Origin of the sequence: Lentzea alba, from assembly GCF_047445655.1 — a bacterium.
In the GTDB taxonomy this organism is placed as follows: Bacteria; Actinomycetota; Actinomycetes; order Mycobacteriales; family Pseudonocardiaceae; genus Lentzea; species Lentzea alba_A.
The window spans coordinates 220,427-244,912 of record NZ_JAJAEG010000011.1; the positions used below are offsets into that span (position 1 = coordinate 220,427).

Sequence of the window (24,486 nt, forward strand, 5' to 3'; positions counted from 1 at the left end):
CTTCGACCGGAATCATTTCTCCCCCATGAGATCTGATCAGGCGTGCGGAACTGTCGACAACCGAGTCAGTGCTCTGTCGAACGTATCGACGTCCATGCCCGGATCCTGTCCGGCTGGCGGCAGGAGCGGGAGGACTTCGGCGCGTTTTTCTCGTACCGCGGGATGCCGGCGGGTCATGCTGGAACAACTGCCTCCAGGACCGGCTTCCAACAGCACATGCGTGCCTTCTTCTTCGAGCAGGTGGTCGAGCGCGGCCCAGAACCGGACGGGCAACGCGATCTGCGCGGCCCAGAACTCGGGCGTCGCCGCCTGATCCGGTGTGACGGGCAGTCCGGTTCGCGTCGACCGGATGGTGATGCGGGGAGTGGACAGCCGCACGCCGTCGAACGCGCTCTCGAACTCGACCGCGGCCCCTGCGCAAGCGGGACTGTGGAAAGCCTGCCGGGCACGCGCCGGCTGGCATGCGAATCCGTGCGCGGCCAACGCCTGCACGACTGCTTGAAGGTCTTCCTGCGGCCCGGCCAGCACCACCTGACGTGGCGTGTTGACGGCCCCGACCACCACGTCACCGCGGAGGTGCGGCGTGACGTCGTCAACCGTGCCGGCGACCGCGACCATGCCACCGGGCACGGTCTTGGCCATCGCCTCGCTGCGCCCGGCCATGATCCGCCCGGCTTCTGTCGCGGTGAACACCCCGGCGACGGCCGCCGCGGCGAGCTCACCGACGCTGTGGCCGATGAGCGCCGACGGCTCGATTCCGCGGGCGAGCACCGCCGCACCCAGCGCGTGGCCGAGTCCGAAGAGCAGCGGCTGCGCCCTGGAGGAGTCGTCGAGGAGCGGTCCGGGAGCGGCGGAGAGCCATTCGTCTCTCAACTGCTCGCCGTCGTTTCCCAGCGCCGCGAAGAAGTCGTCCATCGCGTTCCGGAAAACCGGTTCGTCCCGGTACAGCCCGACACCCATTCCGTGGTGCTGGGCCCCCTGGCCGGGAAACATCAGTGAAACATTCTGGGACATACGGATCTCCCCAAAACCGCATGTTTTCGTGCACGCCGAACACAGCGTTCGTCGCTGCCTTCAGCGAAACGGTTTCAGGCGGTCTCGTCCGGTTGACGCCCGACGAGATCCTTGAGCCCGTTCCACACGAGTTCGGAGTTCAGCTTGGCGATGGTTTCTTTCGGTACGTCTCTGTTGTTCCACCACCACGCGACCAACGCGTTGCCGGCTCCCTTGACCGACTCCGCAATCGCCTGGTGTGCACGCTCCCGCTCCAGCTCGCTGGGCAGGTCGAGCGGTGGCATCTTCTGCAGGAGCATGGCCATCGCGTCGGTGGCCATCTGCTGTACCTGGTCGTGGACGTCCTTGGCCGCCTGATCACTCGGGTTGCCGAGGAAGAGGATCCGCCAACCTGCTTCGTTGTCGGCGATCCAGCCGAAGAACACCTCCGTGGTCCGATGGAAGAGCTCCTCCATCGTGGAAGCGTCCCCTGGATCGGCCCAATGACCGATCAGGGCTCCGGCGTGGTGCTGCACCACGCTGATGTACAGGTCCGTCTTGGACTTGAAGTGGTCGTACAGCACCGGCGTCGTGATGCCGGCGATCCGGGCGATCTCCCGCATGGAGGCCTGATCGAACCCCCGTGCCGCGAAGACCTCCGTGGCGGCGGCGAGGATCACCGCTCCCCGCTCGGTGAACGACAAGCGGGAAGTCGACTGGCCACGCCTCTGCTGCTCGGTCATCGCCACCGAGTCTAAACGCGGAACCTGACAAGCGTCAGGTAACAGTGGTTAGTGTGGTGTGGCTCACAACTTCACCTCGTATCCGATACTGACCAGGGCTGATTCCGCGCACCCGTTTGAACGCCGCACTGAACCCGAACGGGTCCGCATACCCGACCCTCCGCGCCACCGCGGCCACCGTCTGACCTTCGGCCAGCAGATCGGCCGCCAGCGCCATCCGCCACTCCGTGAGGTACTTGAGCGGCGCCACCCCGACCAGCCGCGCAAACCGCGTGGCCAACGTCGTCCGCGACACCTGTGCCTGTTCCGCCAGCAACGCCAGCGTCCAGGCTTTGCCAGGTTCGGCGTGCATCGCTTTGAGCGCCGCCCCGACCACCTCGTCCCCGAGCGCCGCCAGCCACCCTGCCCCGTGCTCCCGGTCGAACCACTCCTTGAGCGCACACGTCATCAGCCAGTCCAGCAACCGGTCCGCGACCACCTGCGGCCCGCCGTCAACGGCCCCGTAAAACGCCGCGCACTCATCGCTGCCCGGCGCCACCAACACCTCCGGCAGTGCCTGGGCGAGGCGCTGCGCCTTGGCCCCCATGACGTCGTACGTCCCGCTGATGGCCGACGCCCGCCCTTTCACGGCGAGCTCCCCTCGCGTGACAACCATGTCCCCGGCCCTGGCGACCTGATCCAGAACCCGGATCTCCCCGGACGCCACCGCGTACAACGTGAGCCCCTGCGCCACCCGTGCTCCGTCCACCTCGACCCGGCCGAGCCCAGCCCCATCCGCGCGCACCCCGCGCAGCAGTTCGTCAAACGGATCCATACCCCCAACCTAACCGTGGACGATCGAACATCATCGATGAACGCTCACCCATGTCCATACGACTGCCCAGAAGCTTGGCTGGTTCCATGACAAACGAGATCTTGGTCCTGGGAGCGACCGGCAAAACGGGCCGCCGCGTGGTAACCGCTTTGAAAGCTTTGGACGTGCCAGTCCGCGCAGCCTCCCGCTCCAGCGCCACCCGCTTCGACTGGTCCGACTCCGCTACCTGGCACTCAGCCCTGTCCGGGATCTTCGCGGCCTACGTAATCGCCCCTCACGACCCAGCCGCCGCAGCCCCGTTCTTCAAACAGGCCGCGGAATCCGGCGTGCACCGCGTGGTCCTGCTCTCCGGCCGAGGCCTGGACGAAACCCCAGTCGGCTTCTTCGAAGGCATGCGCGCCGCCGAAGAGGCCGTCCGCGCCTCAGTCCTGTCCTGGACCATCCTGCGGGCCAACAACTTCAACCAGAACTTCTCAGAGGAGATCTGGGAGCCGGAGATCCGTGCGGGCCGCCTCGCTCTGCCGGTGGACGACACCCCGGAACCGTTCGTCGACGTCCAGGACATCGCTGACGTGGCTGCCCTGGCCCTGACCTCCACCGAGCACCACGGCCAGACCTACAACCTGAGCGGTCCCACCGCCATCGCGTTCGCGGACGCCATCGCCAAGATCTCCGCAGCCACCGGCCAACCCGTCGAACTGGTGAAGCTGACCCCGGACGAGTACCGCGATTTCCTGCTCTCCCACGGCGTCTCCGAACCCGAAGCCGCCGAACTGAACACCCTCTTCGCCGGCATGCGCGCGGGCCTGCTGGCCACTCCGACTACCGATGTCAGCGACCTGCTGGGTCGGCCGGCCACCACTTTCGACACCTACGTGGCCCAAATCTGGAGGTAGCGACTACCGGAAATGGGACCGGGAATCAACGGTCGATCGGGCAGAACTGGTGGGTTGCTGCCCGATCCGGCCGTTGCGGCGTGGGCAGGAATCGAGCGCTCGCCGATGAAGATCACTCCGCGTGGTGGCCACCCGCCAAGTTCGATCTTCGCTGGTTAGCAGGGTCCTGCTTCCGGGATTCGCCAGTGGACGATGTTCGTGTCGAGCACTTCACGCTTTCGAGAAACACTCAGATGGAGTCTGCTCGGGTGGTTTCGCTACGGACTGTTATCTCGGTGGGTGAGTAGTACGGGATGTGGGGTGTCTCGGTCGGTGGTGGTGCAGCATCGACCGTGGCATTTCGTCTGATGTCGGTGCGCAACGTGCGTAACAGTTAGGTGCAGGCTGCGATCTAACTTCTGCCATGTGGCAAGATGAACCCACATTGGGAGGGCGTCATGAGCCAGAGGGACACCCCGATCGTCCACCAGCGGCGACTGCGGGGCGAGCTGCGCAAGCTGCGCGAGTCGGTTCGGTTCACCCAAAAGCACGTAGCCGAGCGACTTGAATGGTCGGTATCCAAGATAATCAGAATTGAGAACGGAACATCGAAGGTCGGGGTCACGGACCTGAAAGCTCTTCTGCATCTTTACGGAGTGACCGACACCGAAGAGGTCGACTCGTTGTTGGATGAAGCGCGTGCGAGTCGCAAGAGTGTGTGGTGGACTCCTTTCAGGCCGTATATCGACCCGCAGCTGTACGTGTTCATCGGCTATGAGGCTTCGGCTGTTCGGATCCGTCAGTACCAAGCTTTGGCGATGCCGGGATTGGTGCAGACGAGCGCGTACACCCGCGCGCTCGGATCCGGGGTGGGTGAGGACCAGGCCGAGATCGATCGTGGCGTCGTAATTCGCGCGCAACGTCAGGGCATTGTCGTCGAAGGCGGCCCTGAGCTGCACTTCATCATCGACGAGGCGGTACTGCTGAGGCACGTCGGCGATCCGGAAATCATGGTCGAGCAGTGGCGAGCGATCCTGGAGAAGGCGAAACTGCCAAATGTCTTCGTGCGGGTGCTGCCGCTCAAGCCGGAGCACGCGAAGGCGCACCGCGGCATGCGTGGATCTTTCTCCTTGCTGGAACTTCCTGGTGGTGACGGCGATGTCCTCGTCCTGGAGGAACCGCTTCGCGACGTCATGATCCGGGACGACCAGGAGGACATCCGGAAGTACGACGAAGCGTTTGTCGTGCTGCAGAGCCTGGCGATGACGGAAGAAGATTCGCGCGAAATGATTGAAGGCCTCATCGAGAAGGCGCTGTCAGCCAAATCGTGACCCGTGGTCGGATCCGATGGGCTGGTTCGGTGCTTGCGCGTGCGGCTCAACCGAGTAATCGGGTGGTCTGAACGGTTCGATCGAGAGTCGATGTTCTCCGGCGGCCCCGTTGTTCACGTACTCGATCGGCGGTGCAGTTCTCCGCTATATCGAGCTAACTTCACAAGGGGCGCTGTTCGTGTGCGTCCATCGGGGTGAGGGGCGAACGTGAAGAGGACAGAGAACAGGACAAGGCGAGCCCGTGTGGTTCAGGTGGATGGTGCCGGATGCACGTGGGTCAAAAGCTCGGCGAGCGGACCTGTCACCAACAGTCAATCGTGCGTGGAATTCACGTCCAAAGCAGACGGCGATGTGCTGGTGAGGACTTCGCGTGATCGCGAGGGCGGGAGGCTGCGCTTCCGTGAATCTTCTTGGGCGATGTTCATCGCCGTCGTCAAAGGAATCTGATCACCGACAGGTAAGTGACAGCTGATGCGTCCGCCTGAGGGTTTCGGTGACGTGCACAACCAGGTCGATTCCTCGTCGCTGGGGTCCGTGGTGCAGGTGGGGACCGTCCTCGGATCACTGACCGTGCCGCTGGCAGGAGACGCGTCGCGTCCTCAGGTTCGGCAGCTGCCCGCCCCGCCTCGTGTGCTCGTCGGCCGCGATCCGGAGCTGAGGCTGCTCACCGAAGCGCTCGATCGGATGCGGGAGCGTGACGAGGTGCCGGTGGCCGTGGTCGAGGGGGCCGCGGGAATCGGCAAATCCAGCCTGGTGCTCAGGTGGGCGCACGATCACGCCGGCCGGTTTCCCGGCGGCCAGCTGTTCGCCGACCTCGGTGGAGCCCGCGACGTCTCGACTTTGGTGGCACTGCACGGCTTTCTTCGTGCGCTGGGCGTGGAGCCGGCCGCTCTGCCTCAGGACTTGGGCACGGCGGCGGCGTTGTACCGCAGTGTTCTGGCGCAGCGTCCAGTGCTCGTCGTGCTCGAGAACGTGGTGAACGCGGAACAGGTGCTGCCGTTCGTACCTGGAACCGCCATAAGTGCCTTGGTGGCCACCAGCCGTTCGAGGCTGACCGGGCCGGATCTGAACGGTGTCGCCGCGATCCACCTGGGAGAGCTGGCGAACGCGGAAGCCACGACGTTGCTGCGGGCGTACCTCGGCGCGGACGCGGAGCGGGAGTCCGTCGAGGTCCTCGTCGAGCGCTGCGCAGGCCTGCCGCTGGCGCTCGCGATCGTGGCGGCCCGTGCCGCCGAGGATCACGACCTGCCGGGCCTCGTCGCGGAGTTCGACGACGCGGACGACGAGCTCGACGCCTTCGACTCCACCGACGGCGGAAACCGACTGCGTGCCGTGTTCACGTGGGCGTACACGTCGTTGTCGGAGGAGGACGCGCGTGCTTTGCGAATGCTGGGCACTTCGCCTGCGGACGAGCTGACCGCGGCGTCGGCGGCGAGCCTCCTGGCCGTCCGCGGCGGCACGGCCACCCGGCACCTGCGGCGCTTGACGTCGAGAAACCTGCTCGCCCAGCGCGGCCGGTTCAGATTTCGCATGCATCCGCTGGTTCGCGCCTACGCGCGCCAGATGTGCGTGGCCACAGACGAACCGGGAGAGGTCTTGAACGCGACGCTGAGGCTGGTCGACTTCTACACCCACACGGCCTGTGCGGCGGACCGCCTGCTGTACCCGAACCGCGCCGCTGTCCCGCTGCCCGAACCCGTGGAAGGAAGCGAGCCACTGGCGTTCGGCAGCGAGGACGACGCGGTTCAGTGGCTGGGCGCCGAGTACCGCGAACTGCGTGCGGCACTGGACGAAGCCGTGCGCGGCAGGTGGCACGAGCAAGCCTGGCACCTGGCCAGGGCGCTGGACACGTATCACTACCGCAGCGGGCGCCTCGCCGAGAACATCGAGACCTCGCGGGTGGGTGTGATCGCGGCGAGTGCTCTCGGCGAGGAGTCGCTGACCGCCATCGCCCTGCGCCAGCTCGGCCGCGCGTACACGAGGGCTGGGGACTTCGAGCCGGCTGCACACTGCCTCCACCGCGCCCTGGCGTCGATCGGCGAGGACGGCAACGACACCGAGCTCGGCCACGTCCACCACGACCTCGGCAGGCTGGCTGCTCGCTCCGGTGACCACGAAGCCGCGTTGCACCACGCCTCGGGAGCCCTGCGCCACTACCGGGCCGGGCACAACGCCGTGGGGGAGTCGCACGCCCTGAACGCGTTGGGCCGCGCGCAAAGCGAGCTGGGCGACCACGAGGCCGCGATTCGCAGCTGCACCGAATCCCTGGTCCTCAGCGAGGGCCTCGGTAACCGCAGCGGCCGTGTCGTCGCCTTGGACAACCTGGGCGTCCTGCTGCACCGAACGGGAGCGCTCGACGAGGCCGTGTCCCGTTTCTCGGAGGCCGCACGACTGGCCTCCGATCAGGAGAACCACTTCTTCGAGGCAGAAGTGACCGAGCGCTTGGGCCTCGTGCTTGCAGCACAAGGAAACGCGGCCGCCGCGGACACTCTGCACCGGGCCCGTGAGCTCTACCTCAGCCAGCACCGAACTGTGGAAGCGGCGAGGTGTGAGGCCGCGCTCGGCGGCTAGCCCTCGCCGGCCTGGGTCTCCTCCACCGCGCGCTTCCAGTTCTTGTCGCCGATCCGGCCCGGGAATTCCCAGAAGACCGACCACGTGCGGCCGCGCCGTGCCACCCTCAGCCGCAGACCGGGGTCAGGACAGACCCGTTCCAGCGCCCTGATGTCGTAGGCCGAGAACCGGTGGCGCTTGAGCTCGCAGCTGAACGACAACCAGTCGCACACGTCCACCATCCGCTGCAGGCCCAGCTTGTCGAAGATCGCGCGTGCCTCGCCGATCTCCACCTGCGCGTCGGCACGGCGCAGCGACACCCGGATCCTGGCGCGAAGCAGGTGCCCCTCGCCGAGCAGTTCGAGGTACGCCTCCGACTGCTCGGCGCGCGACCTGAGGTCCCGCAGCGTCTCGTTGAGGAGCTCGGTCGCGGTGTCGGCTTTCCGCAGCTCGAAGGCAACTTTCACCTGGAGCAGCCTGGCCTCGTAATACCAGTTCAGGCGCTGGTCCGGGAATCCCTTGGCGGCCTCGGCGCTGAGCCGCTCGGCCTCATCGAGTGAGCGCTTGTTGCGTTCGTGCCGGTGCTCGGCGAGGTGGACCTGCGCCATGGCCAGAACCGCGAGGTGCTTGTCCTCGTTGTCAAATTCGAAGTGGTTCATCGCCGACGTCGCGTAGGCGCGTGCCCGTTGAACCTCCTCGGCGCGCGCAACAGCCGAGTTGAACTCGGCGAGGTGGACGTGGATGAAGGCCAGACACCGCCTCGCCATCGCGATCAAGGTGGTGTTCTTGGCGTCGTGTGCCAGAGCGAGCGCCTTCTCCGCGACGGTCTGCGCCACGTTCACCTCGTGGGCGCAGAACAGCAGGAACGCCCGGTTGAGCAGGTAGGTGCACTTCTCCACCCGGATCTCGTCGTCGAGGTCGAGCTGGTCCACCGCCTGCACGCAGATGTCCGTGGCCTGCTCCAGCAGCACGAGATCGCCCGCGTATAGGGCCGCCATCCGGATCTTCCGATAGACCGGAAGCATCGCACTGGAGTGCGTCACACCCTTCTTGCGAGCGCGCTTGATCCAGGACTCGCTGAGCTCGTGGGCGTGCTGAAGAGAGGGGTCGACGTTCCGGATGGACGTCGACAGGCCGTCCCACGGCTGGGTGGAGGCCAGAGTCCTGTCCTCGGCCGACCGCCGCTCCTTGAGCTCCGGCTCGGAGTGCGCGTTCGCGTTCTTGACCCGCTCCACGATGATGTTGATGCCTTCGCCGGTGATGGGGTTGAACGACGTGTTCTCCAAGCCCCGCAGGATCATCGGGCCGTCCTCGGCCACCACACCGGGAGGTAGCACGGGGATCACGGGGCAGCCGGGCCTCGAACCGTGCTCGTACATCCGCTGGATCATCTGGCGGATCTCCCACTGGATCCCCAGGTGCTTCCCCACGGGTGCGTCGGCGCTGGCGTTGAACCACCGGGCGAGCCCCGGCGTCACCACGCAGATGACCACGCGGTTCTCGATGTTGTTCGCCATCCGCTGAGCCAGGCTCGGGAGGTTGGACGTCTTGAAGGCGCTGTCCCGCTCGACATCGAAACCAGCCTGTTTGAGGAGCTGCTCGAGGACGGCGACGAGTGCCCTGGTCCGGGGCTCGTGCATCCAGACGATGAAGACCTTGCGCTTCCTTGGCACTGTTCCTCCGCGCCGCCGCCACATCAGAGGTTGATACTGGCAAGGTGCCAGGTTGCAGACAGTACCAATTCACCTTGAGCGCTCTGATAGTGAAGGTCGTACAACGGAACCGGACGTGTCGCGCTGTCCGGCTCTGGGCATGAAAAAACCACCTCGGACGACCTTGTGGTGGTCAGAGGTGGTTGTGGAGCGCCCCCGGCAGGATTCGAACCTGCGACCTCGGGATTAGAAGTCCCTCGCTCTCTCCACTGAGCTACGGAGGCTCGGGAGTCCGGAGCGGCCACGATGTGTGGTCGCCGGTGCCCCCACCGGACACATCGTCCGGAGTCGATCGACCGTTTCGCCCTTACGTCCAAACGGGTGATCAAAACAGTCTAAACGTGACGCTTATCACGTTCGAGAGGCCGTCGAAGCTCTCTCCACGAGGGAAACGTCGAGTCTCGTCGGCCTCGGCGGTCTGCCTCCGGCCAGTAATTTCAGCGCCAGTTCGCCGGCGCGGCGGCCCTTCTCGGCCAGGGGTTGACGCACCGTAGTCAGCGGCGGGTCGCTGTAGGCCGCCTCGGGGACGTCGTCGAAGCCGACGACGGAAACATCCCGGGGGACGGTCAAGCCCAGGTCGCGGGCGGCTTGCAGGGCGCCGAAGGCCAGTTGGTCCGACGCGCACAGCAGAGCGCTCGGGCGTGGCGTGCGGGTGAGCAACCACCGCGCGCCGAGGCGTCCGAGTTCGCGATCACTGCCGCGCGTCTCCCACACCGGAACATTGTCCGGTTGTACCCCGGCTTTTTCCAAAGTGTCGAGGTAGCCGCCCAGGCGGTCGCGGCTCACGCGGAACGGCACGTCCGAACGGCGCTCGGAGGAAACCGGTCCGGATACTCCGTCCGGGTGCAGCGAGAAGGTCAGGACGCCGAACGAGGAGTGCCCGAGCCCGAGCAGGCACGACGCGGCAAGTGACGCGCCCAGGTAGTCCTGCACCTCGACCCGCGCGGAACCCGGCAGTACGGGCTGGTCGATCACGACCAGGGGCAGCCCGCGGGCGGCTACCGCGTCCAGGGCCGGCGCCGTGTCCGGCAGCGAGTACGCCACCATCACGTCGGCCTGTGCGCGCGTCACGATCGATGGCCGCGGACCGCCCGTGGCGTCACCGGGCATCAGCACGAGGCTGTGGTCGTGGCCGTCGACGGTCGACGCGAGCCCGTCCAGCACGATCGACAGCGCCGGATCCGTGAACGCCCCGCGCAACCCCTGGGGCAGCATGAAACCCACGGCCGCCGACGACCGTGTGGCCAGTGAGCGCGCAACGGGATCCGGGCCTGCATAGCCCAGAGAGCGTGCCGTCTCGAGGATGCGTTCGCGCAACGACGACGACAGCTGGTCGGGCCGGTTGTACGCGTTGGACACGGTTGCCCTGGAAACCCCGACCGCGGCGGCGACGGTGTCCAGCGTCGGCCTGCGTCGGCGATCGGAGTCCACGAACAGCATCGTAGGCGAGGGGGCCGACAGAAAACGCTGGCGCGACTGAAGCGCTTCAGTCATTCTGGAACGCATGTCCCCACGCCTGGCCACGTTCGTCGTCTTCCTGTTGAACGGCGCCGTCTTCGGCACCTGGGCCGCCCGCGTGCCCGCGCTCGCCACGCAGATCGGTGCCGAGGAGGGCAGCCTCGGCCTGGCGTTGCTCGGGGCGAGCGTCGGACTGGCCTTCACTGCACCGTTGGCTGCCCGGATCTGTGCGGTTCACGGGTCGCGAGGGGTTCTGATAGCGAGCAGCATCATCAGTCCGTTGCTTCTGCCAGTGCTCGCGCTATCGCAGTCACCGGTGCAGTTCGGCCTGACGCTGATCGCACTGGGCGCGAGTGTGGCGGCGATGGATGTGTCGATGAACGTCGCGGCGGTCGTCGTCGTCCGTGACCTGCGACGGCCGTTGATGCCGCAGTTCCACGCCGGCTTCAGCTTCGGCGGTCTCGTCGGGTCGCTCGGCAGCGCAGCGGCAGCTCAGGCGCAGTGGGAGCCCATGAAGCACTTCATCGCAGCAGCGATCGTGGGCCTCATCATCACGGCGCTCATCGCGAAGAAGATCCCCGGAGGAGTAGGGGAGCGGCACAGGGAAGAAGTCACCGAACGCTCCAACGTCCTCAAGAGCCCGGTTCTCTGGCTGTTGGCGAGCGTCGCGCTGTGCAGTGCCATCGCGGAAGGGGCGGCGGCGGACTGGTCGGCGTTGTTCATGGTGCGTGAGCGCGGCATGGGTGACGCGGCGGGTGCATACGCCTATGCGGGCTTCTCCATCACGATGGCGCTCGCACGGTGGTTCGGTGAGCCGATCCAGCGCTTCCTCGGCCCGCACCGGCTGCTCGCCACGGGCGGTGGCCTGGCCGCGACAGGTCTGGCCATCACGGTCGCGGTGCCGTTCCCCGCGGCCGGCTACCTGGGCTTCGGCCTTGCCGGGCTCGGGCTCGCGTTCTCGTTCCCCGTGGTCATGGACCTGGCGAGCGAGACCGGCAAGCGTGCGGACGGCAGCGGTGGCGAACGCGAGCTGGGCCTGGTGACGACGATCGCCTACACGGGGTTCCTCGCCGGGCCGCCGATCGTGGGCGGGCTCGCGCACGTGAGCTCGCTGGTCGTGTCGCTCGGGTTCGTGGCGCTGGTCACCGCGCTGATCATCCCGGCGACCTGGCTGGCCCGGCGCGCGGCTAGGCAGCCGGTACGCGTTTGAGCGCTTCCCTGGCGATCGGCTCCAGGGCGTCACGGGCCTTGGCCTCGGCCGCGCCGCGCATGCCGATCGCGACCATCAACGACTCGTTGCGCGACACGGCGATCGTGGCCGTGCACACCATGTCCTCTTTCTCCTGGCCGCAGCTGAGCCACGTGGCGTGCTTGCCGGTCTGGACCTCGCGTCCGTCCTTCTGCTTCTCCTTCGACTCGTCGAAGGAGCGGTACGGGACCGCAGCGAGCACGTAGGCGTTCTCGTTCAGCATGTAGAGGCACGAGTTGGCCATCTCGGCACGCGGCGCGGGCCTGAACTTGAGCGTGCCGACAGGCTTGAGGTCCTTCTCCGTGACGAGCACGCACGGGTCGACGTTCGCGGTCTTGCGTGGGGTCGCGATGGCCGGTCCTGGTGGCAACGGTTCTGCCACAGGCGAGCCCTGGATGCTGTACGAACAGCCGCTCACGAGCAGCAGGGCGACGAACAGAAGAAGAGAACGGCTCACACGGCGCAACACTAGAGGGTCGTAGGCTCCGGGGCGTGGCAATCGAACGCTCCACCAGAACGGGATTGGTGCCCCTCGTCGTCATCGGCTTCGCGATAGCGGCCCTGGTCGCCGTTGCGTTCAGCGCACTCTCGGGCAACCCTCCGGCTGGGCTGCTCATCGTGCGCGTGCTCACCGAGACAGGCGCAGTGGTGACCATCGGCTCGTTGCTGTTGGCGGCGTTCCTCGTGCCACCGCAGAAGTCCGGCAATCTCGCAGCAGACGGTTACGCCGCGATGCGCACCGCAGGCTGGTTCGCGCTCGTGTGGCTCGTGGGCGCGGTTCTGTCCGTGCCGTTCACCACGGCGGCGGCGATCGACCGGCCGGTCAGCTCGTTCAACTTCAGCCAGATGATCGCGACGGCGATGCTGCTGGAGCAGTCCAAGGCGTGGCTGCTGACGGCCATCATCGTGAGCTTGCTCGCACTGGGCTGCCGGCTCGTGCTGTCGTGGGCGTGGACGACGGTCCTGCTGTTCCTGGCGATCTTCGCGTTGGTACCGGTCGCGGTAACGGGCCACTCGTCGTCGGGCGGCTCGCACGACATGGCGACGAACAGTCTCTTGTTCCACCTCATCGCCGCCGTGTTGTGGGTGGGTGGCCTCATCGCGTTGCTCGCGCACGGCAGGCGTGGTGGTGCGCACCTGCCCCTCGCCACGACGAGGTTCTCGAAGCTGGCGCTGGTCTGCTGGATCGTGATGGCCATCTCGGGTGTGGTGAACGCGCTCGTGCGCGTGACACCGGTCGACCTCGTCACATCGACCTACGGCTGGCTGACGCTCGGCAAACTGGCCTGTCTGCTGCTGCTCGGCGTGTTCGGCTACTTCCAGCGCGAACGCGGCGTGAAGGGCGTGGTCGACGGCAGGCCGCACGCGTTGCTCAAGCTCGCGGGCCTCGAAGTCCTGCTGATGATGTTCACGATCGGCCTGGCCGTGGCGCTCGCCCGGACGCCTCCTCCGACGGGCAACGTCGAGCTGCCCAGCCGCACGGAGATCGCGATCGGCTACGACCTCGACGGGCCGCCCACGCTCGCGCGGATCCTGTTCGACTGGCGTTTCGACCTGATCTACGGCACGGCGGCGATCATCCTGGCAGCGCTGTACGTCCTGGGCGTGCGGAGGCTCACCAAGCGCGGTGACAAGTGGCCGGTCGGGCGCACGGTCGCGTGGCTGTGCGGCTGCTTCTCTCTCTTGTTCGCCACGTCGTCGGGCATGGGGCGGTACTCGCCGGCGATGTTCAGCGTGCACATGGAAGCGCACATGGTGCTGTCCATGCTGACGCCGATCCTGTTCGTCCTCGGTGGACCGGTCACGCTGGCGTTGCGCGCGTTGCCCGTCAACAAAGAGGTGCCGGGGCCGCGAGAGTGGGTGCTGGCGTTTGTGCACTCACCCGTCGCGCGCGTGCTGACGAACCCGTTCGTGGCGCTGGGGTTGTTCGTCGGCTCCTTCTACGCGCTGTACTTCTCGGGGCTGTTCGAGGCCGCGCTGCCGTACCACTGGGCGCACCTCGCGATGAACGCCCACTTCATCCTCGCCGGGTACGTTTTCTACTGGCCCGTGATCGGCGTTGACCCGTCACCGAACAAGCTGCCGCCACTCGGCCGGCTGGGGCTGTTGTTCGCGTCGATCCCATTCCACGCGTTCTTCGGCGTCGTGCTGATGAGCTCCGCGAACGTCATCGGCGAGCAGTTCTACCGCGGGCTGGCGCTGCCGTGGGTGCAGAACCTGTTGGAGGACCAGCGACTCGGTGGCGGCATCGCCTGGGCGGCGGGGGAGATCCCGTTGCTGGTGGTGATGGTCGCCCTGCTCACGCAATGGGCGCGGCAGGACTCCCGTGAAGCGAAGCGGTTGGACCGCAAGGCCGACGCCGATGGCGACGCCGACCTCGAGGCCTACAACGCGATGCTGCGGAAGATGGCCGGTAAGGACTAGATCGACAGCGGTCGGCGGAAGCCGCGGACCGCGAAGAAAGCGCCGATCACGGCGATCGCGCCGCTCGTGGCCAGCGCGCCGACCACTCCGGTGACGGGGTGGGCGAGCGCCAGGCTGCGGGCGGCGTCGACCGCGTAGGTCAGCGGGTTGATCTTCGCGATCGCCTGCAGCCAGCCCGGCAGGCCGTTGACCGGCACGAACGCGCTGGACGCGAACATCAGCGGGAACATCGCCAGGAAGCCGACGGTCTGCATCAGCTCGGCCTTGCGCACCCACGCGGCGATCGCGATGAACACCCAGCTCAGCGCCCATCCGACGATCAGCGCGAGGCCCAGTGCCGCGAGCGTGCCGAGCATGCCGCCGTCAGGCCGGAAGCCGAACACCAGCACGCCGAACGCGATCATCAGCAGCAGCTGGAACGCCGTCCTGACCGCGTCGGAAAGGTTGCGCGCCAACAGAACCGTGCTCGGCCTGATGGGCAGCGAACGGAACCGTGCGAGCACACCGTTCGACATGTCCTGCACGAGTCCGATGCCGGACGCGAGAGAGGACTGCATCGCGGTGTTCACGAGGATCGCGGGCAGCAGGAAGTTGATGTAGGTCATGCCCGGCGGGAAGTTCGCCGTCGACGTGATGCTGCTGAAGATCTGGCTGAACAGCGTCAGCATGATCAACGGCTGCAGCACGCTGAAGAAGACGAGTGCGGGCGTGCGCAGCAAAGCTCTTAATGAACGGCCGGTGAGCACCAGTACCTGTGTCGGGTAGCTGCTGCCGTGCCAGGTCAAGGTCGCCATGATTCCCCCTAGTTCGCGGCGAGAGTGAGGTAGACGTCGTCCAAAGTGGGCTCTTTGAGGCCGATCTCGTGCGCCTCCAAGCCGTTGTCGTCCAACGCACGCACGACCGTTGCAAGGTCGCGTGATGCACTGACGGGCGTGGTCAGCGTGAGCCCTTCCGCAACGGGGTGGAGCCCCACCGCGTTGATCGCCTTCAGCGCGGTGTCCACATCGGACGCCGAGTCGAGCGCCACGGTCACCGTGCGCTGGCCGACCTGGGCCTTCAGCTCGGCGGACGTGCCGGACGCGACGACCTTTCCGTGGGACAGCACGGTGATCGAGTCGGCGAGCCGGTCGGCCTCGTCCAGGTACTGCGTCGTGAGCAGCACGGTCGTGCCGTCCGCGACGAGCTTCTCCACGATCTCCCACATCGCGAGGCGGCTGGCCGGGTCGAGGCCGGTGGTCGGCTCGTCCAGGAACAGCACCTCGGGGTTGCCGACCAGGGACGCGGCCAGGTCGAGGCGGCGCCGCATGCCGCCGGAGTAGGTCTTGGCGTTGCGCTTGGCGGCGTCGGTGAGGTCGAACTGCTCCAGCAGGTCGTCGGCGCGCTGGTGGGCCTGCGTGCGGCTGGCGCCCAGCAGGCGGGCGATCAGCACGAGGTTGTCGTGGCCGCTGAGCTGCTCGTCCACGGCGGCGAACTGGCCGGTCAGGCCGATGCGGCTGCGGACCTCGTGGCCCTGCTTGACGACGTCGAAACCGGCGACCCGCGCGCTGCCACCGGACAGCGGCAGCATCGTCGTGAGGATGTTGACCAGCGTGGTCTTGCCTGCGCCGTTGTGGCCGAGCAGACCGAGGACGGAGCCCTTCTTCGCGGTGACGCTCACGCCGTCGAGCGCGTGCACGTCACCGAACTTCTTGCTCACGTCGGTGGCTTCGATCATGAGCTCACTCATCTGTTTCCCCCTTTGAGCGCGCCGTGCAGGAAAAGATCGACGATGGTGGCGGGTTCGGCGGCGGTCTGGCCGAAGCCCGAGCCCATGCGGTTCGTGAAGACGGCGCCGAGCAGCATGCGCGCGGCGAGATCGGGGCTGACCTGCAGCTCCGCGTCGCCGAACAGGCCGGCGACGGCCTCGGACAGCTGCTGCATGCCGATCGGCGGTCCCTTGTGCTTCTTGTGGTCCTCGTCGCGCGGCTGGTAGCCGGACTCGCGCAGGGCGCCGATGACGCCCCACATGCGGTCGAGGTAGCCGCTGAACGTGGCGACACCCGCGGTCAGACGTTCCTCCAGCGGCACGTCGGCCGGGATCGCTTCGAGGCGTGCGACCTCTTCGTCGGAGTGCAGTGCGCGCTGGATGCACGCGTCGAGCAGTTCCGCCTTGTCTTTGAAGACGCGGAAGACCGTGCCTTCCGCGATGCCGGCGGCGGTCGCGATCTGGCTGGTGGTGACGTTCGCGCCTGCCTTCACGACGAGCGGCAGCGTGGCCTGGACGATCGCTTCGCGGCGATCTTCCGGGCTCATCGCGGGGGCGCGGCGGCGGCGTGGTTCCTGTGACACGTCCGCAACTGTATGAGTGAGCACTCACTCATGTCAATGAGTGGGCGCTCACTCATTCGTCTCGCTCAAGCGCCGCACTAGCACACAGGTCCGACAATTCCGCGGTTCGAGGTGCTCGAAGATCGCGACCTGTCCACAACCCGCGAGTAACCCACAGATCGCGGTCCACCCCGCCCACCCCTCCTGCCCCCGGAGCAACCTGGACCAGCACCCCGCGACCTGGAGGCGAACCCGATGTCCTGGAATTCCACCGTGATCACCGTTGTTGGCACCGTCACCGGCGACATCACGTACAAGCACGGCGAGGACGGCAAGACGAACGCGTACTTCCGCATCGCGTCGACCGAACGCCGTTACAACACGTCGATGGGCAACTGGGAGGACGGCGAGACCGTGTGGCTCGGCGTCTCCTGCTGGCGCAAGCTCGCCGACAGCGTCAAGACCACGCTGTCCAAGGGTGATCCCGTGATCGTCCAGGGCAAGCTGCGCATGCGCTACTACGAGAAGGACGACGTGAAACGACCGTCGATCAGTCTGGACGCACTACACGTCGGGCTGGATCTGAGTCGTGTGCAGTCACTGGGGTCCGCTCCCGTCGTTGAACCGCGGGTCGGCGAAGATCTCGCCGAAGAGGCGGTCCCCTTCTGACACGGACTTGCGCCGTTCGGGGCAAACGAGTGCCCGGAGTTCGGGAACCCACCCGATCCGGGAGCGCCGCCGGAGAAGATGTACGCACCGCGAACCAAGAAGGAGGGAAGCTCGTAGATCGGAGCCGATGAGGACCGATCGCCGAGAGTCGTTCACGTTCGAACGGAACGGGCTGGTCACCGAGTCGCGTGACGCTCGATCCGGGGGTGGACGCCTGCTAGTCGGCGACCGAGGTCAGGAGCCTCTGAGCACCGCTCTACGATCGCCGCCATGGCCGAGTTCATCTACACCATGAAAAAGGTGCGCAAGGCGCACGGTGACAAGGTCATCCTCGATGACGTCACGATCATGTTCTACCCCGGCGCGAAGATCGGTGTGGTCGGTCCCAACGGCGCCGGCAAGTCGAGCGTGCTCAAGATCATGGCGGGGTTGGACCAGCCCAACAACGGCGAGGCGTACCTGTCTCCCGGTTACACCGTGGGAATCCTGCAGCAGGAGCCGCCGCTCAACGAGGAGAAGACCGTCCTCGGCAACGTCCAGGAGGGCCTGGGCGAGATCAAGGTGAAGCTGGACCGCTTCAACGAGATCGCCGAGCTGATGGCGACCGACTACAGCGACGAGCTGATGGAGGAGATGGGCAAGCTCCAGGAGGAGCTCGACCACGCCGACGCGTGGGACCTCGACTCCCAGCTGGAGCAGGCGATGGACGCCCTGCGCTGCCCGCCTCCGGACGCCGACGTCACCAAGCTCTCCGGTGGTGAGCGCCGCCGTGTCGCGCTGTGCAAGCTGCTGCTGAGCAAGCCCGACCTGCTGCTGCTCGACGAGCCCACCAACCACCTGGACGCGGAGAGCGTCCTGTGGCTGGAGCAGCACCTCGCGCAGTACGCCGGCGCCGTGCTCGCCGTGACCCACGACCGGTACTTCCTGGACAACCTGGCCGAGTGGATCCTCGAGATCGACCGCGGCCGGACCCACCCGTACGAGGGCAACTACTCCACCTACCTGGAGAAGAAGGCCGAGCGTCTCGCGGTCCAGGGCAAGAAGGACCAGAAGCTGCAGAAGCGCCTCAAGGACGAGCTCGAATGGGTTCGCTCCGGCGCCAAGGCCCGCCAGGCCAAGTCGAAGGCCCGTCTCGACCGCTACGAGGAGATGGCGGCTGAGGCGGAGAAGACCCGCAAGCTCGACTTCGAGGAGATCCAGATCCCGCCGGGCCCGCGTCTGGGCAACGTCGTGGTCGAGGTCGACAAGCTGAAGAAGGGCTTCGGCGACCGCGTGCTGATCGACGGCCTGTCGTTCACGTTGCCGCGCAACGGCATCGTGGGCGTCATCGGCCCGAACGGTGTCGGCAAGACCACGCTGTTCAAGACCATCGTCGGTCTCGAGCAGCCGGACGCCGGCGAGGTGAAGGTCGGCGAGACGGTGCTGCTGTCCTACGTCGACCAGAACCGCGGCGGCATCGACCCGAAGAAGAACGTGTGGGAGGTCGTGTCCGGCGGACTCGACTACATCCACGTCGGCAACGTCGAGATGCCGTCGCGCGCGTACGTCAGCGCGTTCGGCTTCAAGGGTCCGGACCAGCAGAAGCCCGCGGGCGTGCTGTCGGGTGGTGAGCGCAACCGCCTGAACCTCGCGCTCACGCTGAAGCTCGGCGGCAACCTGATCCTGCTGGACGAGCCGACGAACGACCTGGACGTCGAGACCCTGGGCTCGCTGGAGAACGCTCTCGAGCAGTTCCCCGGCTGTGCCGTCGTGATCTCGCACGACCGGTGGTTCCTCGACCGCGTCGCCACGCACATCCTCGCGTGGGAGGGCACGGACGAGGACCCGTCGAAGTGGTACTGGTTCGAGGGCAACTTCGAGGGTTACGAGAAGAACAAGCTCGAGCGCCTGGGTGCCGAGGCCGCGAGGCCGCACCGTGTCACGTACCGCAAGCTGACACGGGACTGAGAGGGCAACGGCGACGTCGTGGCGGCGAGGGGCGAGACGCAGGCGAACGTCGAGGTGAGCACGCTGGTCGTGCCCGCCTGGCGGCTGCGTTGGCGGGCACCGGAGCTCGCTCTGGTGCTCGGTGAGCGCGCACTTGCGCTCGCCTCCGCCCGTCACGACGAGGCCGACCGGCTCCGTGCCGAAGCCCTGGTGGTCTTCGCGGGCAACCGCGTGGGCCGCGGTGTCCGCATCGCCGACAGGGCCATCGACGCCCTGAAAGCAGCGGAAGCCGCTGGAGAACACGAGACCGCGTGGCTGCTGCGAGTCGAACTCGCGGCGTGCGCGCGGTCCGTGGGTGCCCCGCTGACGGGCTTCGCCGCGGTGACCCCGGTGCTCGAAGCCCCGGAGGTGCCGGCGGAACTGCGGGCCTCGGCCCTGGTGCAAGCCAGCGAATGCCTCGTCACGGTCGGCCGCGGCGATGAGCCCACTCGCGCGCTGGCCGAGGCCGACCAGCTCTACGTGGCGGACCCGTCGCTGGACGAGGACACCAGACTCCTGCTGCGCGGCCTGATCCGCGCGGTCCAAGCCGCCCAGCACCGGCGCTGGGGCGACATCGCCGCAGCCATCGGCGCCGCCCGCGAAGGCCTGGACCTGCTCAGCCGGTTCACCGACCCGGCCGCGGACAGCGGCCAGGGCCTGGGCCGCCTGACGCTGGAACTGGCGCTGGCGTTGATGGACGCGAACCGCCTGAACGAGGCGAGCGAGATCGGCACCCCGATGCTCGACCGCCCGGTGCGCGCTCCGTCGGCCTCCACGACGGGCTGGCTCCGCCTGGCTCTGGCCACGCGCGTGCACCTGCCCGCGGGCCGCGTGGTCCTGGCCCGCGAAATGCTGCGCGACGCCGCGGCCAGCGCCGAACGCCACCAGCTGGACACCCTGCTCGCCGAAAGCCTGCTCGCGCTGGCCCACGTGCACGAGGTCTCCGGCGAGCTGGCCGACGCCCTGACGAACCTCCGTGCCGCCCACGCAGCCGAACGCCGCAGAGCCCGCGCCGTCTACGCGGTCCGCGCCAGACTCGCCGCGGAGTTCTCCGGCGTCCACCGCCAACCGGCGGACCTGCACCAGCAACTAGCCGACCTGCTCCGCCCGGTGGAGGGCATGCCGATCGTCACGGACGGCATCCTGACCGCCGCCCTGAAACAACAACTCCGCCAATGGCGCCCCGTCCAGGTGCGCAAGGGCGACAGCGACAGCCTGAAGGTCAAGCGAGTACGCCGAGCTGCCGAAGACATGACCGTGGAGGGTCTGTCAGCGGCACGCCAGCACGCCGCCGACCGTTGGCGCATGGTCCAACCGTTCGGCGAGCCGGACGACAAATCCCCAGACCCGATCGAGCCCCCACCTCCTGTGCCTCACACTCCCTCAGACCGCACCGTCCCGGCCTCAGGCCTGATCGCCTCGGCAGGCGCCATGGTCAGCGGCCGCCGCCGAGCCGCCCGCGTGGCCGCCGGCGAAATCGACGACGACCAGCCCACCGACCTCCCAACACCCCCGCCCGCGGGCCCAGCGTCCCCCGAACCGCAGCCCGCAGAGCTGACCGCGGACCAGGAACGCAAGCGCAAGGTCGAGCAACAGCTCATGGAGCTGCAACGCGAGGCCCGTCGCCAAATCGAGGCCGAACGCCAAGCCCGAGCCGAACAACGGGCCCAAGCCGAACGCGAAGCGCAAGCGGCCGAAGAAGCGGCCCGCCAAGAAGCCGCGCGCGAAGAGGCCGCCAGGCAAGAAGCCGCGCGCCAGGAAGCGGCTCGCCAGGAAGCAGCCCGCCGAGCCGCAGAACGCGAAGAGGCAGCCCGCCGCGAAGCCGCGCGCCAGGAGGCCGCGCGCCAGGAGCTGGCGCGCCACGAGGCAGCGTTCCAAGAAACGGCGCGAGAAGCCGCCGCCCGCCAGGAGGCAGCGCGCGCCGAAGCCGCAGCCCGCGATGAGGCAGCGCGCGCCGAAGCCACCGCCCGCGAATCCTCCAGCGCCCAGCCGGAAAGCGTGCTCGAAATGCTCAAGGCCCAAGGCCTGCGAGCAGGAGGCCGCCGTCGAGCCAGGGACACCGACACCCAGCCCGAAACCCCGTCGTGGCGCGTAGAACCCCCATCCCGCCTCCGCAACGACGACGAGCCCCAGGCCACCCCGCAAACCTTCTTCACCACCCCTGCGGACTCCCCGACATCCCAAGACTTCTCGACCGGCTCGCACCCGTCCGGCGACGCGAACTACTCCGCCACCCCGGACTCCCCACCATCGCAAGACTTCCTGGCGACCCCACGCACGTCCGGCGGCAACCCGAGCTTCCACGCCGACCTCACGGCCAGGGACGCCGATCTGTCCGCGCCACAAGACCTCTCGGCAGACAGGCGCTCGTCGGCTGACGGCTCGGATTACTTCGCCGACGCGATGGGCTCGGGCGCGCCTCGTTCGGAGTCTCGCGCTTCGCAGGGCTTTTCGGCCGATGCGCGCTCGTCGGGTGACGGCCCGGATTACTTCGCCGACTCGGCGGGTGCGGGCTCGGCTCGTTCGGAGTCTCGCGCTTCGCAGGGCTTTTCGGCCGATGCGCGCTCGTCGGGTGACGGCCCGGATTACTTCGCCGACTCGGCGGGTGCGGGCTCGGCTCGTTCGGAGTCTCGCGCTTCGCAGGGCTTTTCGGCCGATGCGCGCTCGTCGGGTGACGGCCCGGATTACTTCGCCGACTCGGCGGGTGCGGGCTCGGCTCGTTCGGAGTCTCGCGCTTCGCAGGGCTTTTCGGCCGATGCGCGCTCGTCGGGTGACGGCCAGGATTACTTCGCCGACTCGGCGGGTGCGGGCTCGGCTCGTTCGGAGTCTCGCGCTTCGCAGGGCTTTTCGGCCGATGCGCGCTCGTCGGGTGACGGCCAGGATTACTTCGCCGACTCGGCGGGTGCGGGCTCGGCTCGTTCGGAGTCTCGCGCTTCGCAGGGCTTTTCGGCCGATGCGCGCTCGTCGGGTGACGGCCAGGATTACTTCGCCGACTCGGCGGGTGCGGGCTCGGCTCGTTCGGAGTCTCGCGCTTCGCAGGGCTTTTCGGCCGATGCGCGCTCGTCGGGTGACGGCCAGGATTACTTCGCCGACTCGGCGGGTGCGGGCTCGGCTCGTTCGGAGTCTCGCGCTTCGCAGGGCTTTTCGGCCGATGCGCGCTCGTCGGGTGACGGCCAGGATTACTTCGCCGACTCGGCGGGTGCGGGCTCGGCTCGTTCGGAGTCTCGCGCTTCGCAGGGCTTCTCTGCCGACGCGCGCTCGTCGGGTGACGGCCAGGATTACTTCGCCGACCCGGCAGGTTCGGCCGCGACCCGTTCCGACTCCCGCGCCACGCAGGGCTACTCGGCGGATACGCGCTCGTCAGGCGACCGTCCCGACGGCCCGAACCACTTCGCGGACCCGAGCGGCCCGGCCTCCCCGGACATGCCCGACCGCCCGACCCGCTCGGGCCTGGCTGCGGCGTTCTCCCGCCCGCCGGCGGCCCCGGACTTCGGCCCGCACCTGGACGACCCGGACCCGGCCTACCCGCTTTACACCCCGGCCGGGGGCTTCCCCACGCCCGAACCAGACCCGGACGAGCGCAAGCTCCCCGACCTGGACTTCAGCTCGCTCGACTTCAGCACCCCGAAGTCCCAGCCGCGCCCGGACGCGTCGATCCCGACCCCGGACCCCGTGGAACAGCCCGACCCGGCCAAGCCCACCCCGCCGAAGCCGGCCCCGGACCCGGAACCCGAGCACAAACCCCTGCCGCCCCTCCCGGACCCGGTCCCGTCGGTGCCGGTCCCGGACGAGATCCCGCAGGCGCCGGAACCGGACCTGATGTCGAGCACCTTCCTGAGCTCCGCAGACGTCGACGACGACATCGCCGACCTCCCCACCGCCCCGGTGCCGGTCCAACTGCCCCCAGGCGAAACCGCCTTCGGCACCCCGCGCACCAACCCGGAGCCGGCCACACCAGCCAACGCAGACTTCGCCACCGGCCCCGAACTGACGACGCCCGCGACTCAGCCAGGCTTCGGTGCGAGCCCGGACGTCGCGTCGACCGGTGATCCGGCTGCTCAGCCGGCCGAGTCCGACTCGGCCACGTACGACTTCTTCGCCACGAGGCCCGACTCCACCGAGCCGTCCGATGCCGCTGATGTGGCCACGTCGACCGACGCCGACGGTCCGTCCGACACCGGCAACGCCGAACCCGAGGGACGCTCCGGCCGCCCGAGCAGCCGCCGCAAGCCGAGCGACCTGAGCCTCGCCGACCTCCTCGCCGAGGCACTCGTCGCCTACGAGACCGGCCGCCGCTCCGACGAAGAGCAGCTCGGCGCGGCCGACCTGACCGCCCCGGACTGGTCTGCGGTCGAGCCCACCCCGGACCAGCCTGCCCTCCCGGAACGACCCACCGGAGCGGACGACACCTCCGGCTCGGAGTCGTACTTTCGCCCAGGCGAGTCGTTCGGCTCGCAGCCCACGCCGGACTCCTCACCGTCCAGTTCGGAATCGCTCTTCCTCCCGGAACAGCCGGCCAGCTCGCGGCAGTTCTCCCCGGAGACTCCTGCGGAGGCCTCGAGCGCGGACTCGTTCTTCGGTTCGCAGCAGCCCGCTGAAGCGACGAGCGGCGAGTCGTACCTTCAGACCGGCCCGTCGTTCGGTTCGCAACAGCCCGCGGGGGAGTCGTCCGTCCCCGCCCAACCGGGCGGGGAGTCCTACTTTTCGGCGCGACCGTCGTTCGGTACGCAGCAGCCGGCCGGGGAGACCCCGGGTTTGGGCACGGACTCGTTCTTTCAGCCAGGGCAGTCCTTCGGTACCCAGCGCTTCTCCACCGAGCCGCCCGCGGAAACGGGGTCGTCTGGCCAGGATTCGTTCTTCCTCCCAGAGCAGCCGGCCTCGAAAGCACCGTTCGGCGCGGCTCAAGCCGCTCACGAAGCCCCTTTAGGAGCGGAGTCCTCGGCGGAGAAGACCGGCCCGATCGTCCCGGTCGGTGCCGCGCCGGACAACGAGACCACCGGCCCCATCCGCCGCGTCCAGCAGGACATCCCGGACGGCCCAGGCGGCTCGAACGGCCCAGGCGGCTTTGGTGGTCCGGGCGGTCCCGCCGGCTGGACCCTGCCGGGATAGCGGACTCGGTTCGGCAGCCGTCGCCGAGCCGTGACGGCCTGGGTTCGGCCACCACCGAACCTCGGCCAGCTCGGTTCGGCGACCGTCGAGCCCATGAGACCGAAGCACCCGGACCGCTCGCCGAGATCCAGCGAATCGGCCCGTTCGGCAGTCGCGCGAGCCACACCGAACCCATGATCGACGAGTGAACAACGGACGCACGGGAAAGCCGGGTGTGAGGAGGACGTCACACCCGCTGGAATCCCGTGGCGTCCACGATGCGGAATGCGTTGGAGCCGCTGATGATG

Annotated in this window: 18 protein-coding genes and 1 tRNA gene; 9 read left to right on the forward strand and 10 right to left on the reverse strand. The window is 67.9% G+C overall.

All coding sequences use genetic code 11. The features are described 5' to 3' along the window. Positions 1-36 precede the first annotated feature (36 nt). The 3 genes from LFM09_RS20300 to LFM09_RS20310 all read right to left on the reverse strand — a co-directional run bounded on the left by LFM09_RS20300 (position 37) and on the right by LFM09_RS20310 (position 2,550). A complete protein-coding gene (locus tag LFM09_RS20300; protein WP_414098062.1) occupies positions 37-1,014 on the reverse strand; it encodes an acyltransferase domain-containing protein in 978 nt (325 codons plus the stop codon). A gap of 74 nt (positions 1,015-1,088) precedes the next feature. Continuing rightward, the gene (locus LFM09_RS20305) at positions 1,089-1,736 is read right to left on the reverse strand and encodes a TetR/AcrR family transcriptional regulator (protein ID WP_414098063.1); all 648 of its coding nucleotides are present in this window, start codon (positions 1,734-1,736) and stop codon (positions 1,089-1,091) included. A 34-nt stretch (positions 1,737-1,770) separates the two neighbouring features. Then, on the reverse strand, positions 1,771-2,550 hold the full coding sequence (locus LFM09_RS20310) for an AraC family transcriptional regulator (protein ID WP_414098064.1): 780 nt from the start codon (positions 2,548-2,550) through the stop codon (positions 1,771-1,773). Between the two features lie 86 nt (positions 2,551-2,636). Between LFM09_RS20310 and LFM09_RS20315 the strand changes: the two genes are divergently transcribed. The 4 genes from LFM09_RS20315 (at position 2,637) to LFM09_RS20330 (ending at position 7,327) form a co-directional block, all read left to right on the forward strand. Continuing rightward, positions 2,637-3,446 carry an NAD(P)H-binding protein gene (locus LFM09_RS20315; RefSeq protein ID WP_414098065.1) on the forward strand — a complete coding sequence of 270 codons (810 nt, stop codon included), beginning with the start codon at positions 2,637-2,639 and terminating at the stop codon, positions 3,444-3,446. Between the two features lie 437 nt (positions 3,447-3,883). Continuing rightward, positions 3,884-4,756: a helix-turn-helix domain-containing protein gene (locus LFM09_RS20320; RefSeq protein WP_414098066.1), complete on the forward strand. Its 873-nt coding sequence runs from the start codon at positions 3,884-3,886 to the stop codon at positions 4,754-4,756. Positions 4,757-5,008: 252 nt separating this feature from the next. Further along, complete coding sequence (locus LFM09_RS20325; protein WP_414098133.1) at positions 5,009-5,203, forward strand: DUF397 domain-containing protein; 195 nt, start codon at positions 5,009-5,011, stop codon at positions 5,201-5,203. 24 nt (positions 5,204-5,227) lie between these two features. Further along, positions 5,228-7,327 carry a tetratricopeptide repeat protein gene (locus tag LFM09_RS20330; protein WP_414098067.1) on the forward strand — a complete coding sequence of 700 codons (2,100 nt, stop codon included), beginning with the start codon at positions 5,228-5,230 and terminating at the stop codon, positions 7,325-7,327. Here the strand turns inward: LFM09_RS20330 and LFM09_RS20335 are convergent. The 3 genes from LFM09_RS20335 to LFM09_RS20345 form a co-directional block, all read right to left on the reverse strand. Next, positions 7,324-8,979, reverse strand: coding sequence for a hypothetical protein (locus LFM09_RS20335; RefSeq protein ID WP_414098068.1), 1,656 nt, complete (start codon positions 8,977-8,979; stop codon positions 7,324-7,326). The genes LFM09_RS20330 and LFM09_RS20335 overlap by 4 nt on opposite strands. Positions 8,980-9,169: 190 nt before the next feature. Next, a tRNA-Arg gene (locus LFM09_RS20340) sits at positions 9,170-9,242 on the reverse strand. 127 nt (positions 9,243-9,369) lie between these two features. After that, positions 9,370-10,449 carry a LacI family DNA-binding transcriptional regulator gene (locus tag LFM09_RS20345; RefSeq protein WP_414098069.1) on the reverse strand — a complete coding sequence of 360 codons (1,080 nt, stop codon included), beginning with the start codon at positions 10,447-10,449 and terminating at the stop codon, positions 9,370-9,372. A gap of 73 nt (positions 10,450-10,522) precedes the next feature. Between LFM09_RS20345 and LFM09_RS20350 the strand changes: the two genes are divergently transcribed. After that, on the forward strand, positions 10,523-11,686 hold the full coding sequence (locus tag LFM09_RS20350) for an MFS transporter (protein ID WP_414098070.1): 1,164 nt from the start codon (positions 10,523-10,525) through the stop codon (positions 11,684-11,686). Here the strand turns inward: LFM09_RS20350 and LFM09_RS20355 are convergent. Continuing rightward, entirely contained in the window at positions 11,664-12,182 is a 519-nt protein-coding gene (locus tag LFM09_RS20355; protein WP_414098071.1) for a hypothetical protein, read from the reverse strand. The genes LFM09_RS20350 and LFM09_RS20355 overlap by 23 nt on opposite strands. Positions 12,183-12,217: 35 nt before the next feature. Between LFM09_RS20355 and LFM09_RS20360 the strand changes: the two genes are divergently transcribed. Beyond that, positions 12,218-14,149 carry a cytochrome c oxidase assembly protein gene (locus LFM09_RS20360; RefSeq protein ID WP_414098072.1) on the forward strand — a complete coding sequence of 644 codons (1,932 nt, stop codon included), beginning with the start codon at positions 12,218-12,220 and terminating at the stop codon, positions 14,147-14,149. On the opposite strand, the gene LFM09_RS20365 is transcribed toward LFM09_RS20360, so the two are convergent. From LFM09_RS20365 to LFM09_RS20375, 3 genes are read right to left on the reverse strand one after another with little or no spacing between them, the layout of a single operon-like run. Then, complete coding sequence (locus tag LFM09_RS20365; protein ID WP_414098073.1) at positions 14,146-14,943, reverse strand: ABC transporter permease; 798 nt, start codon at positions 14,941-14,943, stop codon at positions 14,146-14,148. The two genes, LFM09_RS20360 and LFM09_RS20365, sit on opposite strands and share 4 nt — an antisense overlap. Before the next feature lie 8 nt (positions 14,944-14,951). Further along, on the reverse strand, positions 14,952-15,875 hold the full coding sequence (locus tag LFM09_RS20370; protein WP_414098074.1) for an ATP-binding cassette domain-containing protein: 924 nt from the start codon (positions 15,873-15,875) through the stop codon (positions 14,952-14,954). After that, positions 15,872-16,477, reverse strand: coding sequence for a TetR/AcrR family transcriptional regulator (locus LFM09_RS20375; protein WP_414098075.1), 606 nt, complete (start codon positions 16,475-16,477; stop codon positions 15,872-15,874). The genes LFM09_RS20370 and LFM09_RS20375 overlap by 4 nt, the downstream gene beginning before the upstream one ends. A gap of 252 nt (positions 16,478-16,729) precedes the next feature. Here LFM09_RS20375 and ssb point away from each other — a divergent pair, with 252 nt between their 5' ends. The 3 genes from ssb (at position 16,730) to LFM09_RS20390 (ending at position 24,199) form a co-directional block, all read left to right on the forward strand. Further along, positions 16,730-17,125, forward strand: coding sequence for a single-stranded DNA-binding protein (gene ssb / locus LFM09_RS20380; RefSeq protein ID WP_414098076.1), 396 nt, complete (start codon positions 16,730-16,732; stop codon positions 17,123-17,125). A gap of 270 nt (positions 17,126-17,395) precedes the next feature. After that, complete coding sequence (ettA, locus tag LFM09_RS20385) at positions 17,396-19,072, forward strand: energy-dependent translational throttle protein EttA (RefSeq protein ID WP_414098077.1); 1,677 nt, start codon at positions 17,396-17,398, stop codon at positions 19,070-19,072. 18 nt (positions 19,073-19,090) lie between these two features. Beyond that, entirely contained in the window at positions 19,091-24,199 is a 5,109-nt protein-coding gene (locus LFM09_RS20390) for a hypothetical protein (RefSeq protein WP_414098078.1), read from the forward strand. Positions 24,200-24,486: the final 287 nt, after the last annotated feature.

Bases quoted from the DNA above. Each gene is read 5' to 3' on its own strand.
- LFM09_RS20300 (WP_414098062.1), bottom strand. From the start codon at position 1,014: ATGTCCCAGAATGTTTCACTGATGTTTCCCGGCCAGGGGGCCCAGCAC.
- LFM09_RS20305 (WP_414098063.1), bottom strand. From the start codon at position 1,736: ATGACCGAGCAGCAGAGGCGTGGCCAGTCGACTTCCCGCTTGTCGTTC.
- LFM09_RS20310 (WP_414098064.1), bottom strand. From the start codon at position 2,550: ATGGATCCGTTTGACGAACTGCTGCGCGGGGTGCGCGCGGATGGGGCT.
- LFM09_RS20315 (WP_414098065.1), top strand. From the start codon at position 2,637: ATGACAAACGAGATCTTGGTCCTGGGAGCGACCGGCAAAACGGGCCGC.
- LFM09_RS20320 (WP_414098066.1), top strand. From the start codon at position 3,884: ATGAGCCAGAGGGACACCCCGATCGTCCACCAGCGGCGACTGCGGGGC.
- LFM09_RS20330 (WP_414098067.1), top strand. From the start codon at position 5,228: ATGCGTCCGCCTGAGGGTTTCGGTGACGTGCACAACCAGGTCGATTCC.
- LFM09_RS20350 (WP_414098070.1), top strand. From the start codon at position 10,523: ATGTCCCCACGCCTGGCCACGTTCGTCGTCTTCCTGTTGAACGGCGCC.
- LFM09_RS20365 (WP_414098073.1), bottom strand. From the start codon at position 14,943: ATGGCGACCTTGACCTGGCACGGCAGCAGCTACCCGACACAGGTACTG.
- LFM09_RS20370 (WP_414098074.1), bottom strand. From the start codon at position 15,875: ATGAGTGAGCTCATGATCGAAGCCACCGACGTGAGCAAGAAGTTCGGT.
- ettA (WP_414098077.1), top strand. From the start codon at position 17,396: ATGGCCGAGTTCATCTACACCATGAAAAAGGTGCGCAAGGCGCACGGT.